Origin of the sequence: Frigidibacter albus (genome assembly GCF_009908165.1) — a bacterium.
In the GTDB taxonomy this organism is placed as follows: domain Bacteria; phylum Pseudomonadota; class Alphaproteobacteria; order Rhodobacterales; family Rhodobacteraceae; genus Frigidibacter; species Frigidibacter albus.
The window spans coordinates 48,402-63,418 of record NZ_JAAAUC010000010.1 but is presented as its reverse complement, the minus strand read 5'-3'; the positions used below and the strand labels follow the sequence as shown (position 1 = coordinate 63,418).

At 70.1% G+C, this 15,017-nt stretch carries 12 protein-coding genes; 7 read left to right on the top strand and 5 right to left on the bottom strand.

The annotated features are described in order from the left end of the window. The first annotated feature begins 69 nt into the window (after window positions 1-69). Together hemF and GVY41_RS15320 are read left to right on the top strand one after the other, a co-directional pair. The gene (gene hemF / locus GVY41_RS15325) at window positions 70-969 is read left to right on the top strand and encodes an oxygen-dependent coproporphyrinogen oxidase (protein ID WP_161347889.1); all 900 of its coding nucleotides are present in this window, start codon (window positions 70-72) and stop codon (window positions 967-969) included. Continuing rightward, entirely contained in the window at window positions 966-1,313 is a 348-nt protein-coding gene (locus tag GVY41_RS15320) for a hypothetical protein (protein ID WP_161347890.1), read from the top strand. Before hemF ends, GVY41_RS15320 begins: the two co-directional genes overlap by 4 nt. A 3-nt stretch (window positions 1,314-1,316) precedes the next feature. On the opposite strand, the gene hemE is transcribed toward GVY41_RS15320, so the two are convergent. Further along, complete coding sequence (hemE, locus tag GVY41_RS15315; RefSeq protein WP_161347891.1) at window positions 1,317-2,360, bottom strand: uroporphyrinogen decarboxylase; 1,044 nt, start codon at window positions 2,358-2,360, stop codon at window positions 1,317-1,319. A gap of 105 nt (window positions 2,361-2,465) precedes the next feature. On the opposite strand from hemE, the gene hemC reads away from it, so the two are divergent. Next, window positions 2,466-3,398 carry a hydroxymethylbilane synthase gene (gene hemC, locus GVY41_RS15310; protein WP_188816055.1) on the top strand — a complete coding sequence of 311 codons (933 nt, stop codon included), beginning with the start codon at window positions 2,466-2,468 and terminating at the stop codon, window positions 3,396-3,398. 3 nt (window positions 3,399-3,401) lie between these two features. Here hemC and GVY41_RS15305 read toward each other — a convergent pair whose 3' ends face one another. After that, window positions 3,402-4,802 carry an FAD-binding oxidoreductase gene (locus tag GVY41_RS15305; protein WP_161347893.1) on the bottom strand — a complete coding sequence of 467 codons (1,401 nt, stop codon included), beginning with the start codon at window positions 4,800-4,802 and terminating at the stop codon, window positions 3,402-3,404. Window positions 4,803-4,900: 98 nt separating this feature from the next. Here GVY41_RS15305 and GVY41_RS15300 point away from each other — a divergent pair, with 98 nt between their 5' ends. Continuing rightward, window positions 4,901-6,937 (top strand): NADH:flavin oxidoreductase, encoded by a 2,037-nt coding sequence (locus GVY41_RS15300; protein ID WP_161347894.1) that lies wholly within the window; start codon window positions 4,901-4,903, stop codon window positions 6,935-6,937. Between the two features lie 72 nt (window positions 6,938-7,009). After that, window positions 7,010-7,687 (top strand): YceI family protein, encoded by a 678-nt coding sequence (locus GVY41_RS15295; RefSeq protein WP_202456112.1) that lies wholly within the window; start codon window positions 7,010-7,012, stop codon window positions 7,685-7,687. On the opposite strand, the gene GVY41_RS15290 is transcribed toward GVY41_RS15295, so the two are convergent. Beyond that, the gene (locus GVY41_RS15290) at window positions 7,684-8,349 is read right to left on the bottom strand and encodes an arylesterase (protein ID WP_229726080.1); all 666 of its coding nucleotides are present in this window, start codon (window positions 8,347-8,349) and stop codon (window positions 7,684-7,686) included. The genes GVY41_RS15295 and GVY41_RS15290 overlap by 4 nt on opposite strands. A gap of 25 nt (window positions 8,350-8,374) precedes the next feature. Here GVY41_RS15290 and GVY41_RS15285 point away from each other — a divergent pair, with 25 nt between their 5' ends. Then, window positions 8,375-9,094 (top strand): ABC transporter ATP-binding protein, encoded by a 720-nt coding sequence (locus GVY41_RS15285; protein ID WP_161347896.1) that lies wholly within the window; start codon window positions 8,375-8,377, stop codon window positions 9,092-9,094. Continuing rightward, entirely contained in the window at window positions 9,091-11,592 is a 2,502-nt protein-coding gene (locus tag GVY41_RS15280; RefSeq protein WP_161347897.1) for an ABC transporter permease, read from the top strand. The genes GVY41_RS15285 and GVY41_RS15280 overlap by 4 nt, the downstream gene beginning before the upstream one ends. 2 nt (window positions 11,593-11,594) lie before the next feature. Here GVY41_RS15280 and GVY41_RS15275 read toward each other — a convergent pair whose 3' ends face one another. Beyond that, a complete protein-coding gene (locus GVY41_RS15275) occupies window positions 11,595-14,075 on the bottom strand; it encodes a heavy metal translocating P-type ATPase (protein WP_161347898.1) in 2,481 nt (826 codons plus the stop codon). Window positions 14,076-14,321: 246 nt separating this feature from the next. After that, window positions 14,322-15,017, bottom strand: a complete 696-nt coding sequence (urtE, locus tag GVY41_RS15270) for an urea ABC transporter ATP-binding subunit UrtE (RefSeq protein ID WP_161347899.1) — start codon at window positions 15,015-15,017, stop codon at window positions 14,322-14,324.

Sequence of the window (15,017 nt, the reverse complement as noted above, 5' to 3'; positions counted from 1 at the left end):
GTGAGGCGGCCTTGGCGCCCGGGGCCTGAAAATGCTAGGAAAGATCAAAGACGGGGGAGGAACTTCGACATGGACGGCATCCAAGACGATTTCGGCGCGCGCAAGCAGCGGGCGGCGGCCTGGTTCCGCACGCTGCGCGACCGCATCGTCGCGGCGTTCGAGGCGCTGGAGGATGCGCAGACCGGCGGCCCCTTCGCCAGCCTGCCCGCGGGGCGGTTCGAGGTCACCTCCACCCGCCGCTCGCAGATCGAGGGCGCGGATGCCGGCGGCGGGCTGATGAGCGTGATGCGCGGCGGGCGGGTGTTCGAGAAGGTCGGCGTCAATATCTCGACCGTGCATGGCGAGTTGGGGGAACGGGCGCAAAAGGCGATGGCGGCGCGCGGTGTGCCCGGCATGGCCGAGGATCCGCGCTTCTGGGCCAGTGGCATCAGCCTTGTGGCGCATATGCAAAACCCGCACACGCCCGCCGTTCACATGAACACCCGCATGTTCTGGACACCCCATGCCTCGTGGTTCGGGGGCGGCGCCGACCTGAACCCCTGCATCGAATACCCCGAGGACACCTCGGATTTCCATGCCGTGCTGGCCGCGGCCTGCGACGCGCATGACCCGGGCTACTACGATCACTACAAGGCCTGGGCCGACGAGTATTTCTTCGTGCCGCACCGGGGCCGGGCGCGGGGCGTGGGCGGCATCTTCTTCGACGATCTGAACACCGGCGACTGGGAGGCGGATTTCGCCTTCACCCGTGCAGTGGGCGAGGCGTTCCTGCCGTCCTTCGTACCGATCACCGAACGGCGGCGCGATACGCCCTGGACCGAGGCCGACAAGGACGCGCAGCTGATCCACCGCGGGCTTTATGCCGAGTACAACCTCGTCTATGACCGCGGGACCAAGTTCGGGCTGGAAACCGGGCACGACGCCAATGCCGTGCTGATGAGCCTGCCCCCGATGGCGAAATGGGTATGACTGTGACCGCAGATATCGAGATAAGGGCCGCCTATTGCGAGGCGCTGGACGAAGACGGCGAAGTGCTGGCCGCCTTCGCCACCAGCGACGATCCCGATGAGGGCTATGCCCTGTTCCGGCAGGACGGAGCGAAACTGTGGCTGGAGGTCAGCGACGACATCTTCGGCGCCCATGACGCGATCGAGACGATCACCGTGGACGACGCCCGCATCGCCTTCGTGATCCGCCCGGCGCAGGTGGCGCGGCTTGGCATGATCCGCAGCGTCGAGATTACCCCCGCCGCTGAAGTCGAAGGCTGGGCCGAGGCGGTCGCGCTGCTGCGCAGGATGCTGCCTGCAGCCTGAGCCTTACGCGCTGCGCACCGCCGCGATCATTGCCGCCACGTTGTCGGGGTTGGCATCGGGCGTGATGCCGTGGCCGAGGTTGAAGATATGCGGCCCGCCGCGGAAGGCGCGCACGATCCGCTGCGCCTCATCCACCAGCGCCTGCCCACCGGTGACCATGTGCTGCGGCGCAAGGTTGCCCTGCACGCAGCCATCGACCTGCACATTCGCCGCCGCCCAATCCGCCGAAACGGAATTGTCCAGCGCCACGCAGTCCGCGCCGGTCGCCTTGGCGAAGCCGATATAGCCATCCCCCGCCTCGCGCGGGAAGGCGATGATCGGCAGGCCGGGGTGGCGGGCCTTCAGCGCGGCGATGATCTTGCGGGCGGGCTCCAGCGAGAAATCGGTGAAGTCCTGCCCTTTCAGCGACCCGGCCCAGCTGTCGAACAGCTTCACCACCTCGGCCCCTGCCTGCACCTGCATCGACAGGTATTCCACCGTCGCGTCGGTGATCAGGTCGATCAGCGCGGCAAAGGTCTCGCGGTCCGCGGCCTTCAGCGCGTGGGCGGGCCCCTGATCCTTGGTCCCGCGCCCGGCGATCATGTAGGTCGCCACCGTCCAGGGCGCGCCGGCAAAGCCGATCAGCGTGGTTTCGGCCGGCAATTCGCCCGACAGGATCCGCACCGTTTCATAGATCGGCGCCAGATGGTCGTGGATATCGTCCTTGCCCTTCAGCGCGCGCAGCCCCTCGGCCCCGGTGATGGTGGACAGCCGCGGCCCCTCGCCGGTTTCGAACCACAGATCGGCGCCAAGCGCCTGCGGGATCAGCAGGATGTCGGCAAACAGGATCGCGGCATCGAAGCCAAAGCGGCGGATCGGTTGCAGCGTGACCTCTGCCGCCAGGTCCGGGTTGTAGCACAGCGACAGGAAATCCCCCGCCTGCGCGCGGGTGGCGCGGTATTCGGGCAGGTAGCGCCCGGCCTGCCGCATCATCCAGATCGGCGGCGTCGGCAGCGCCTCGCCGGCAAGGGCACGCAGGATGGTCTTGTCGGATCTGGCAACGGTCATCGGTCGGGCTCCCTTTTGTCGCCCTTCATCGCCGGGTGCGGCGCGATGTCAAGCAGCACGGCCATTGCGCGGGCCATTTGCCGCGGATATGCCGGGGTCATGCAGATGCCCGACGCAAAATCCCCGCTGAAGATCGGCACCCGTGGCTCGCCGCTGGCGCTGGCGCAGGCGTTCGAGACCCGCCGCCGCCTGATGGATGCCCACGGCCTGCCCGAGGATGCGTTCGAAATCGTCATCATCAAGACGACCGGCGACAAGGTGCTGGACCGCCCGCTGAAAGAGATCGGCGGCAAGGGCCTGTTCACCAAGGAGATCGAGGAAGCGCTGACGGCGGGCGGCATCGACATCGCCGTGCATTCGATGAAGGACATGCCGGTGGATCAGCCCGAAGGGCTGCTGATCGACTGCTACCTGCCGCGCGAGGATGTGCGGGATGCGTTTGTGTCTCCGCAGGTGCCCAAGCTGATGGACCTGCCGCAGGGCGCTGTTGTCGGATCGTCGAGCCTGCGGCGCCGCGCGCAGCTGGCGCATCGGCGGCCGGATCTGCAGCTGGTGGAATTCCGCGGGAATGTGCAGACGCGGCTCAAGAAACTCGGCGAAGGCGTTGCAATGGCGACGTTTCTGGCGATGGCGGGGCTGAACCGGCTCGGCATGGCGCAGGTTGCGCAGGGACCGATCGAGGTGGACGAGATGCTGCCGGCGGTGGCACAGGGCGCCATCGGGATCGAGCGGCGGGCGGTGGACGAACGGGCCGCGTTCCTGCTGGCGGCGATCCATGACACGCCCACCGGGCACCGGCTGGCGGCGGAGCGGGCCTATCTGGCGGCGCTGGACGGGTCTTGCGAAACGCCGATTGCCGGGCTGGCGGTGCTGGAGGCGGGCGATGTCTGGCTGCGCGGTGAGATCCTGCGGCCTGACGGGTCGGAAGCGATCACCGGCGAGGCGCGGGGCAGCATCGCCGACGCCGCCGATCTGGGCACCGATCTGGCGCGTCGGCTGTTGGCGCAGGCGCCGGCCGGCTTCTTCGACTGGCGCTGAGCGTCAGACCACCGTCTTTCCCGGGTTGAGAACCCCCGTGGGGTCCAGCGCGGCGCGGATGGCGCGCATTGCGTCGAGCGCGACCGGATTCTTGTGGGCCTGCAGCGTCGCCAGTTTTGACCGGCCGATGCCATGCTCGGCCGAGAAGGATCCGCCAAGCCCCACCGCTTCCTCGGCCACCGCGGCGCGAATTTCCACCTGCAAGGCGAGGTCGTCGCGGGAGGGGTAGGCCGTGTAGTGGATATTGCCGTCGCCCAGATGCGCCACCACCAGTTCGGTCGCGCCCGGGTCCAGCGCCGCCAGCCGGGCCGTCATCGCATCCAGAAACGCCTGCAGCCGGTCCAGCGGCAGCGCCACATCGGTATCGACCAGCACCGGCGCGGTGAAGGTGATCTCGGCCGCCGCCTCGCGCCGCGCCCACATCTCGCGCCGCTGTGCCTCGGTCTGGGCGATGACCGCATCCAGCAGCGCGCCGTCTTCCAGCGCTTCGGCCAGCACGGCCTCCAGATGCGTGACAACGGGCAGGGCGCCATCGGGGCCGGGGGTGGCGTCGCGGGGGGCGGTGGCGCCGACCTCGACCAGCACCGTCACCGGGTGAACCTCGGCGAAGGGTTGGCGCAGGTCGGGGCGGTGCTGTGCCAGCTTGGCCATATAGGTGGCAGGCATGAACTCATAGGCCTCGACCGCGCCCCCCGTCTCGGCCTGCAGCCGGTTCAGCAGCGTCAGCGCGCCGTCGAGCGAGGACAGGGCCAGCGTAGCGGTAGCGTAGGCGCGCGGCGCCGGGACCAACTTCAGCACCGCGGCAGTGACGATGCCAAGCGTGCCTTCCGCACCGATCACCAGATCGCGCAGCGAATAGCCGGTGTTGTCCTTGTGCAGCGCGCCCATCAGGTCCATCACCCGGCCGTCCGCCAGCACCACCTCCACCCCCAGCACCAGCGCGCGGGTGGTGCCATAGCGCAGCACGTTCGACCCGCCGGCATTGGTGGAGATGACGCCGCCGATGGTCGCCGAGCCCTTGGCGCCGAAGGTCAGCGGGAAGGCCAGCCCGTGTTCGGCAGCGGCGGCGTGCATCGCCTCAAGCACAACCCCCGCCTCCACCACCGCCACCCGCGCGGCGGGGCGGATCTCGCGGATGCGGTTCATGCGGGCCAGCGACAGCATCAGCGCGCCTTCGGCATAGGTGCCGCCGTTGAGGCCGGTGTTGCCGCCGACCGGCACCACCTTCGTGCCGCTCTCGCCCGCCAGCCGCAGGATCGCTGCCACCTCGGCGGTGTTCGCGGGCCGGGCCACGGCCAGCGGCGTCCAGCGGTAATGCCCGGTCCATTCGCGGCACCAGGGGGCCATGTCGGCCCCGGTCAGCACATTCTCGGCGCCGATCAGGCTGCGCAGGCGGTCAAGCATCGAACCCTCCATTTGGCGTAACTTGTCGGTTTCCTGACGCGGATTGACCAGAGGTGAAATGCTCCGCGGTGCAGCATTGCCCGGAAGGAGCCCCCGACATGCGCAATGATCCGCTGCTGCAACCCTACCGCCTGAAGCATCTGGTGCTGAAGAACCGCCTGATGTCGACCGCGCATGAACCGGCCTATTCCGAGGACGGGATGCCGACGGATCGCTACCGGCTCTATCACCGCGAAAAGGCGAAGGGCGGGATCGCGCTGACCATGACGGCGGGGTCGGCCGTGGTCTCCCCCGACAGCCCGGAGGCGTTTGGCAACCTGCATGCCTACAAGGATGAGATCGTGCCCTGGCTGCGGCGGCTGGCGGATGACTGCCATGACGAGGGCTGCGCGGTGATGATCCAGATCACCCATCTGGGCCGTCGCACCGGCTGGAACAAGGCCGACTGGCTGCCGGTGCTGTCGGCCAGCCCGGTGCGCGAGGCGGCGCATCGCACCTTCCCCAAGCAGGCCGAGGATTGGGACATTGCCCGCATCGTCGCCGACTATGCCGCGGCGGCGCAGCGGATGCAGGCGGCGGGCCTCGACGGGATCGAGTTCGAGGCCTACGGGCATTTCATGGACAGCTTCTGGTCCCCCGCCACCAACCGGCGCGAGGATGACTGGGGCGGCAGTCTGGACAACCGCCTGCGGTTCACCTGGGCGGTGATCGACGCGGTGCGCGCGGCAACGGGGCCTGACTTCATCGTCGGCATCCGCATGGTGGCGGATGAGGATTGGGACAAGGGCCTGAGCCGCGCCGAGGGGGTGGAGATCGCGCAGCGCATTGCCGCCAGCGGCAAGTTCGACTTCATCAACCTGATCCGCGGCCATATCGACAGCGACGCCGCGCTGACCGGGGTGATCCCGATCCAGGGCATGGCCAGCGCCCCACATCTGGATTTCGCGGGCGAGGTGCGGGCGTTGACGGGCGTGCCGATGTTCCACGCCGCGCGCATCCCCGATGTGGCGACCGCCCGCCATGCCATCGCCAGCGGCAAGCTGGACATGGTCGGCATGACCCGCGCCCATATCGCCGATCCGCATATCGCGGCAAAGGTGGCGGCGGGGCTGGAGGACCGGATCCGGCCTTGCGTGGGGGCGACCTATTGCCTCGACCGGATCTATGAGGGCGGCGGCGCACTGTGCATCCACAATGCCGCGACGGGGCGCGAGGCGAAGATGCCGCATGTGATTGCGCGCGCGCCGGTGCCGCGCCGGGTGGTGGTGGTCGGCGCCGGCCCCGCGGGGCTGGAGGCGGCGCGGGTGGCGGGCGAGCGGGGGCACAGCGTGACGGTGCTGGAGGCCGCGGCGCAGGCGGGCGGGCAGGTGGGGCTGCTGGTCCAGAACCCGCGGCGGCGCGAGATGATCGGGATCATCGACTGGCGGCTGGCGGAACTGGACCGGCTGGGGGTGGAGCTGCGCTTCAACAGCTATGCCGAGGCGCAGGATGTGCTGGCGCTGGCAGCCGATATGGTGGTGATCGCCACCGGCGGCTTGCCGCAACCGCCCGAGGCGGAGGGGGTGGAGCTGGGGATCAGCAGCTGGGACGTGATCTCGGGCGCCGCGAAGCCGCAGGGCCGGGTGCTGGTCTATGACGATGGCGGCGCCCATGCCGGGATCTCTGCCGCCGAGATGCTGGCCCGTGCCGGCGCCGAGGTGGAGCTGGTCACGCCCGAGCGGATGCTCTCGCCGGACATCGGCGGCATGAACGTGGTGCCCTACCTCAAGTCGCTGCATGAGGCGGGCAGCCGCATTACCCCCGCGCTGCGGCTGGCAGCGGTGCGGCGCGAGGGCAACGGGCTGCTGGCGGTGCTGGGGTCCGACTACGCGCCGGGCGCCGTGCAGGAGCGGCGGGTGGATCATGTGGTGGTGGAGCATGGCACCGCACCGCTGGACGAGCTGTATTTCACGCTGAAGCCCGGCAGCCGCAATCTGGGCGCGGTGGATTACGCCGCGCTGATCGGCGAGGGGGAGGTGCTGCCGGTGACGAATGTGGCGGGGAGCTACGGGCTTTACCGGATCGGGGATGCGGTGCAGGCGCGGAATATCCATGCCGGGATCTATGAGGCGCTGCGGTTCGGGATCAGGTGGTAGATCGCGCTCTCGTGGCTTGACCCGCGGCGGCAGGCGGCCGAGCATCGGGGCAGGCTGGCAAGGAGGGTTGCGATGCGGATGGCACCGATGATGGCGCTGCTGGTGGGCATGGCCGGCGCGGCGCTGGCGCAAGAGGCACCACCACCGGCCTTCACCCCCGCCCCCACGCAGGCCCCGGCGGGCCGCTACACGCTGGACCTGTCGCACGGGCGGCTGATCTTCCGCGTCAGCCATCTGGGGTTTTCCAACTACACCGCGCTGTTCACCGACTTCGCCGCCGAGCTGGACTTCGACCCCACCAACCCCGAGGCGATGGTGCTGACCGCCACCGTCGATCCCGCCTCCATAGAGACCCATTTCCCGGACCCGGAATTCGACTTCAACGCCTATCTGGCCGGGCCGGACTTCCTCGATGCCGCGGCCTTCCCCGAGATCACCTTCACCTCCACCCGCATCAGGATGACCGCGCCCGACAAGGCGGCGGTGACGGGGGATCTGACGCTGCATGGCATCACCCGGCCGATCACCCTGCGCGCCACCTTCAACGGCGGCTATGCGCCGCAAAGCTTCGATCCGGGCGGGGCGCGCATCGGGTTTTCGGCGGTGGGCACGCTGTTCCGCTCCGACTTCGGCATCGACATGGGCATCCCGGCGCCGGGCACCACCTTGGGGGTGTCCGACGCGGTGGAGATCGTGATCGAGGCGGAGTTCATCAACCCCGATGCCTCCGGCGGGCAGGTTGGCCCTTAACCGGCCTGCGCCATCGCCAGCAGCTTCAACACCTCGGGCCCCAGCGTTTCCACCATCACGTTTACGCCATCGGCCGAGGGGTGAAGGCCGTCGGGCTGCACCAGCCCGCCGCGTTGGTCCACCGGCATATCGGACAGCCCCGCCAGCATGTTGGGCACCAGCAGCGCGCCGTATTGCTGGGCCAGTTCCGGCCAGATCGCGTCGAAATCGGCCTTGTAGTCGGCACCGTAATTCCCCGGCGCCGGCAAGCCGATCAGCAGCACCGGCAGATCCTTGGCCGACGCCTCGGACAGGATCGCGTCGATATTGGCGCGGGTTTCGGCGGGGTCGAGCCCGCGCAGCAGGTCATTGCCGCCAAGCGCCACGATCATCGCATCGGCGCCGCCCTCCAGCGTCCAGCCGAGGCGCGCCAGCCCGCCGGCACTGGTATCCCCGGACACGCCGGCATTGACCACCGTCACCTCGGCCCCGTTCTCCTGCAGCCACGCCTGCAGCTGCGGCACGAAGCCCTGCTCCTGCGGCAGCCCGTAGCCCTGCGTCAGGCTGTCGCCAAGCGCCACCAGCGTCAGCGGATCGGCTGCGGCGGGCGCTGCAACCGGCAGCGCCAGTAAACTTGCTGCAACTGCGAGGTTGCGAAGCCGCGCCGCCGCGCCATATGCCATCAGAGGCAGGCAAAGGGCGGACCAGATGCGCGATACCCATGGCGAAGCGGGCGAAACTGTTCTGGCGCTGGAGGATGCGCGGCTGACGCTGGCCGGCAATGCCGGGCCGGTCGAGGTGCTGCGCGGCATCACGCTGCAGGTGAAGCGCGGCGAGAGCCTGGCGCTGATCGGGCCTTCGGGGTCTGGCAAATCATCACTCCTGATGCTGATGGGCGGTCTGGAACGCGCCACCGGCGGCAGGGTTCAGGCGCTTGGCCATGACCTGTCGGCGATGGGCGAGGATCAGCTGGCCCGCTTCCGCAGGGGGAATATGGGGATCGTTTTCCAATCCTTCCACCTTGTCCCGACAATGACCGCGCTGGAAAACGTCGCCCTGCCGCTGGAACTGGCGGGCATGCGCGATGCGTTCGAGCGGGCCGAGGCGGAACTGCGCGCCGTGGGCCTTGGCGCGCGGCTTGGCCATTACCCGGCGCAGATGTCGGGCGGCGAGCAGCAGCGGGTGGCGCTGGCCCGCGCCGCCGCGCCGCGCCCGGCGATCTTGCTGGCCGATGAGCCGACGGGGAACCTCGATGCCGCCAATGGCGCGGCGATCATGGACCTGCTGTTCGGCCTGCGCGACCGGCATGGCGCCACGCTGGTGCTGGTGACCCACGCCCCGGATTTGGCGGCGCGCTGCGACCGGGTGGTGCGGCTGGCTGACGGTTCGGTCGCGGGCGAGGATGTGCGGGCCGGGGTGCCGGCATGATCGCCCTCCGCATCGCGCTGCGTGAATTGCGCGGCGGGATCGGCGGGTTCCGGGTGTTCCTGCTCTGCCTGATCCTTGGCGTCGCCGCGATTGCCGCCGTGGGCACGCTGCGCGAGGGCATCCGCCGCGGGCTGGACGATCAGGGCGCGGTTCTGCTGGGCGGCGATGCGCAGATGGAATTCACCTATCGCTATGCCTCGCCCGAGGAACGGGCCTGGATGGACGACCGCGCCACCGGCCTGTCCGAGATCGTGGATTTCCGCTCGATGGCGGTGGTCGGCGAGGACCGGGCGCTGACGCAGGTGAAGGGCGTCGATGCCGCCTATCCGCTGGTGGGCGAGGTGGTGCTGGAGCCTGCCCTGCCGCTGGCAGAGGCGCTGGCGGGCAATGGCGCGGTGATGGACGGGGTGTTGGCCGACCGGCTGGGGCTGGCGGTGGGCGACAGCTTCCGGCTGGGGCAGGCCGAGTTCCGCATGGCCGCGCGGCTGGTGAGGGAGCCTGACAGCGCCGCGGGCGGCTTTGCCCTTGGTCCGCGCACCATCGTTGCCAGCGAGGCACTTGCGGGCTCGGGACTGCTGGAGCCCGGCACCCTGTTCGAGACGGAATATCGCATGACCCTGCCCGCGGATGTGGGCCTTTCCGCGATGCGGGCCGAGGCGGAAGCCGCCTTCCGTGACAGTGGCATGAGCTGGCAGGACCGCCGCCGCGCCGCGCCGGGGGTGGACCGGTTCGTGGAGCGGATCGGGTCTTTCCTGGTGCTGGTGGGCCTTGCGGGGCTGGCGGTCGGCGGCGTCGGCATCTCGGCCGCCGTGCGCGCTTATCTCGACCGCAAGACCGAGGCGATTGCGGTGCTGAAGGCGCTTGGCGCGACCGGCGGCACGATCCTTGCCGCCTACATGTTGCAGATCGGCGCGCTGACCGTGCTGGGGGTGGTGCTTGGGCTGCTGCTTGGCGGCAGCCTGCCGGTGCTGGCGGCGCCGCTGATCACGGCGCAGATGCCGATCCCCGTGGAGCTGGGGTTTGCGCCCGGCGCGCTGGCCGAGGCGGCGCTGTATGGCACGCTGACGGCGGCGATCTTCACGCTGTGGCCACTGGCGCGGCTGCGCGAGGTGCGGGCGGCGGCGCTGTTCCGCGACCTGGGGCCGGGGCGCAGGGCCTGGCCGGGCCTTGGCATGGCGGCGGCGATGGCGCTGCTGGTGGCGGCGCTGGTCGGTGCGGCGGTGGGCTTTTCCGGCGTGCCCGAGCTGGCGCTTGGCACGCTTGGCGGGGTGATCGCGGCGCTGGCGGTGCTGGCGCTGGCGGCCTGGGGGCTGGGGCGGCTGGCGCGGCAGTTGGCGGGCCTTGCGCTGATGCGCGGGCGGCCGGGGCTGCGGCTGGCGCTGTCGGCGATCGGCGGGCCACGGGCCGAGGCGGCGCCGGTGATCCTGTCGCTGGGGCTGGGGCTGGCGGTGCTGGCGGCGGTCGGGCAGATCGACGCCAACCTGCGCGCCGCCATCGACCGCGACCTGCCCGAGGTGGCGCCGAGCTACTTCTTCGTCGATATCCAGAACGACCAGATCGACGGGTTCCGCGAACGGCTGGACTCTGACGCGGCGGTCAGCCGGGTCGACAGTGCACCGATGCTGCGGGGAATCATCACGCAGATCAATGGCTTGGACGCCCGGACCGTTGCGGGCAGCCATTGGGTGCTGAACGGCGACCGGGGGGTGACCTATTCGGACCGCCCGCCCGCGAACACCACGATCACTGCGGGCGAATGGTGGCCCGAGGGCTATGACGGCCCGCCGCAGGCCAGCTTTTCTGCCGAGGAGGCGGCCGAGATCGGGCTGAAGCTGGGCGACAGGATCACCGTGAACATCCTGGGCCGGGATCTGGAGGCGGAGGTGACGAGCTTCCGCGTGGTGGACTTTTCCACCGCCGGCATCGGCTTCGTGATCGCGCTGAACCCCGGCGCGCTGGCCGGTGCGCCGCATACCCATATCGCCACGGTCTATGCCGAAGAGGCGGCCGAGGCGGCGATCTTGCGTGATCTGGCAACCGCTTACCCCAACATCACCGCGATCCGCGTGCGCGATGCCATCGACCGGGTGGCCGAGGCGCTGACGGCGATTGCGCGGGCGACGGCGATTGCGGCGGCGGGGACGCTGGTCACCGGCTTCGTGGTGCTGATCGGGGCGGCGGCGGCCGGAGAGAGGGCGCGGGTCTATGAGGCGGCGCTGCTGAAGGTGCTGGGGGCGAGCCGGGGGCGGATCCTTGGCTCGTTTGCGCTGCGGTCGGCGATCATGGGGGCTGCGGCGGGGGTTGTGGCGGTGGCGTTCGGCGGCGTGGCAGGGTGGGCAGTGATGACCTTCGTGATGGAAGCGGAGTTCCGGTTCGAGCCGATGTCGGCGATTGCCATCGTCACGGGCGGCGCGATGGCGACCTTGTTGGCCGGATTGTTCTTTGCGCTCAGGCCCTTGGCGGCACGGCCTGCGCAGGTTCTGCGGGCGCGGGACTGAGCTTAGCCGGCGCGGCGGAGGCGCAGGGCATTGGTCACCACGAAGACCGAGGAGAAGGCCATGGCGCCGGCGGCGAGCATGGGGGAGAGCAGCATTCCGTTCAGCGGGTAGAGCGCGCCGGCAGCGACGGGGATTAATAGAACGTTATAGCTGAAGGCCCAGAACAGGTTCTGGCGGATGTTGCGCAGGGTAGCGCGGCTGAGGTTTATGGCCGAGGCGACGGCTTGCGGGTCGCCGGAAATCACAACGATATCAGCGCTTTCGATGGCGACATCGGTGCCGGTTCCCATGGCTATGCCGACATCGGCGGCGGCGAGGGCGGGGGCGTCGTTGATGCCGTCGCCGACGAAGGCGGTGGGGGCGGGGAGCCGCGACAGCGCCTGCAGTTTGCCTTCGGGCAGGACGCCGGCCACCACGTTGGAAATGCCGATCCGCGCGGCGACGGCTTCGGCCGTCAGGCGGTTATCCCCTGAAATCATTGTGCTTTCCACGCCGAGCGCCCGCAGCGCGGCGACCGCTGCGGCTGCGCCGGGCTTCAGCGGATCGGAGACGGCCAGCACCGCGGCAAGCCTTCCATCGACGGCGACCAGCACCGGAGTCTTGCCCTCGGCGGCGAGTGTCTCGGCACGTGCTGCAAGCATGTGGAAACCATGCAGAACCGATGCAGACGTTATATGCATAGCGTTTTCGTCGGGCTTTGCCGCGAGATCGACGCCTTCCCCCTCCAGCAGCGCCGCATTGCCGATCAGCAGGACGTGGCCGCCGACGCTGGCGACCAGCCCCTTGCCGGGAACGGCGCGGGCGGAGTCGGCGCGAGGCAGGGTCAAACCCTGCTCTTTCGCTGCGGCAAGGATGGCGTGGGCAAGGGGGTGTTCCGACCGCGCCTCGGCGCTGGCCACAAGCGCCAGCAGTTCGGCCTCATCGACGCCCGGCGCCAGTTCCAGATCGGTCAGCACCGGGCGCCCCTCGGTCAGGGTGCCGGTCTTGTCGAAGGCGACCGACCGCACCTCGGCCAGCCGTTGCAGCGCGTCGCCGCGGCGGAAGAGGATGCCAAGCTCGGCGCCGCGGCCGGTGCCGACGAGAATCGAGACCGGGGTGGCAAGGCCCATGGCGCAGGGGCAGGCGATGATCAGCACCGAGATGCCGGCGACGAGGGCATGGGTCAGGTGCGGTTCGGGGCCGAGCGCCAGCCAGATGAGGAAGGTGACTGCCGCCAGCGCCATCACCGCGGGCACGAACCAGCGCGTGATGCGGTCCACCAGCGCCTGCACCGGCAGCTTGCCGCCCTGCGCATCCTCCACCAGCCGGATGATGCGCGCGAGCACGGTATCGGCGCCGGTGGCGGTGACGCGGAAGGCGAGCGCGGCGGCGCCGTTGACGGTGCCGCCGGTGACGGGCGCGCCCGGGGTCTTTTCCACCGGCGCGGGTTCGCCCGTCAGCATCGATTCGTCGATCCAGCCATGGCCGTCGGTGAGGATGCCGTCCACCGCCACCCGCTCGCCGGGGGCCAGCAGCACGATGTCGCCGGGGGCGAGTTCCTCCACGGGGAGCTCCACCGTCTCGCCGCCGCGGTCCACCCGGGCGGTGGCGGGGCGCAGGCCGACCAGCCGGCGGATTGCCTCGCCGGCCTGGCCCTTGGCGCGGGCTTCGAGCCAGCGGCCGACAAGGATCAGGGTGACGATGGTGGCTGCCGCCTCGAAATACACCTCGCGGGCGGTTGCGGGGAGGAGGGCCGGGGCGAAGGTCGCCACGCTGGAATAGCCGAAGGCGGCGAGGCTGCCGAGGGCGACGAGGCTGTTCATTTCCGGCGCCATCCGGGCCAGCGCTGGCAGGCCGATGCGCAGGAAGATGCGGCCCGGCCCGGCGAGCACGGCGGCGGTGAGGGCGAACTGGATCAGCCAGCTGGTCTGGGTACCGATGCTGGCCATGATCCAGTGGTGGAAGGCCGGGACCATGTGGCCGCCCATGGCGAGGACCACCACGGGCAGGGTCAGGGCGGCGGCGATCAGGGCGCGGCGCTTCATCACGGCGTCTTCGGGCTGGCGGGTGTCTGGCGCGGGCGTGTCCTTGGCGGGCTGCGCCGGGTAGCCGGCCTTGGTGACGCGCTGCGCCAGCTCGGTCGGAGAGATGGTGCCGGGGGTGTAGCGCACCTGCGCGGTGTGGGTGGCGAGGTTGACGCTGGCCGCCAGCACGCCGGGGGCGGCCTGCAGGGCGCGTTCGACGCGGCCGGTGCAGGAGGCGCAGGTCATGCCGTCCACGGTCAGCCGCGCCTCGGCCTCGGCCATCGGGTAGCCGGCCTTTTGCAGCGCGGCGGCGAGGGTGGTGGGTGTTGCCGGGGCGCCAAAGGTGACGCGGGCGGAGTTGGCGGCAAGGTTGATGCTGGCCTCGGTGACGCCCGGGACCGCCGTCAGCGCACGTTCGGCGCGCCCGGCGCAGGAGGCGCAGGACATGCCGGTGACGGGGAAGGTGGCGGTCTGGGTCATGGCGCGGCTCCGGGGGCTGGTTGGGGAAACCTAGACCCGGAGGCGGGATGTTTCAAGAGTTGTTGAAATGTGGATGTGTCGCGGGGTGGGCGCCTCTTCCGGCGCGATCAGGGGACTTGCCAGTGGCAAGTCTGGCTCTCGTTGCGAAAAGCACAGTCGGAGGGCGGGGCCCGTCCGCCCGGGGGGGCGGACGGGCGCTGCCCGGCGGCGCCAAGGCGCCTTGATTCCGGGCAAGGGAAGGTAGGATCACACCGTCAGCAAATTCCGCACCGAGTCCCCGTCCATGTCCGCCCGCACCCCGGCGCGGATGACCTGGCCGCGTTCCAGCACGATGAAATCGTCGGCCAGGTCGCGGGCGAAGTCGAAATACTGTTCCACCAGCACGATGGCCATGTCGCCCCGCCCGCGCAGGTATTTGATGGCGCGGCCGATATCCTGGATGATCGAGGGCTGGATGCCCTCGGTCGGCTCGTCCAGCACCAGCAGCCGCGGGCGGGTGACCATGGCGCGGCCGATGGCAAGCTGCTGTTGCTGGCCGCCCGACAGGTCGCCGCCGCGGCGGCCCATCATTTCTTGCAGCACCGGGAACAGCTGGAAGACTTCCTCGGGGATGCGCCGCTCGCGCCGGGGCAGCAGCGAGAAGCCGGTTTCGAGGTTCTCGCGCACGGTCAGCAGCGGGAAGATCTCGCGCCCCTGCGGCACGAAGGCGATGCCGGCGCGGGCGCGGGCCTCGGGGCGCAGGCGGGAAAGGTCGCGGCCCTCCCATTCCATCTTGCCCGAGCGGATCTGCTGGCGGCCGGTGATGGCGCGCAGCAGGGTGGTCTTGCCGACGCCGTTGCGCCCCAGGACCGAGGTGACGCGGCCGGGATGGGCCGCCATCGACACGCCGCGCAGGGCCTGGGCGGCGCCGTAGAACACGTCGATCTCGCGGATGTCCAGCAT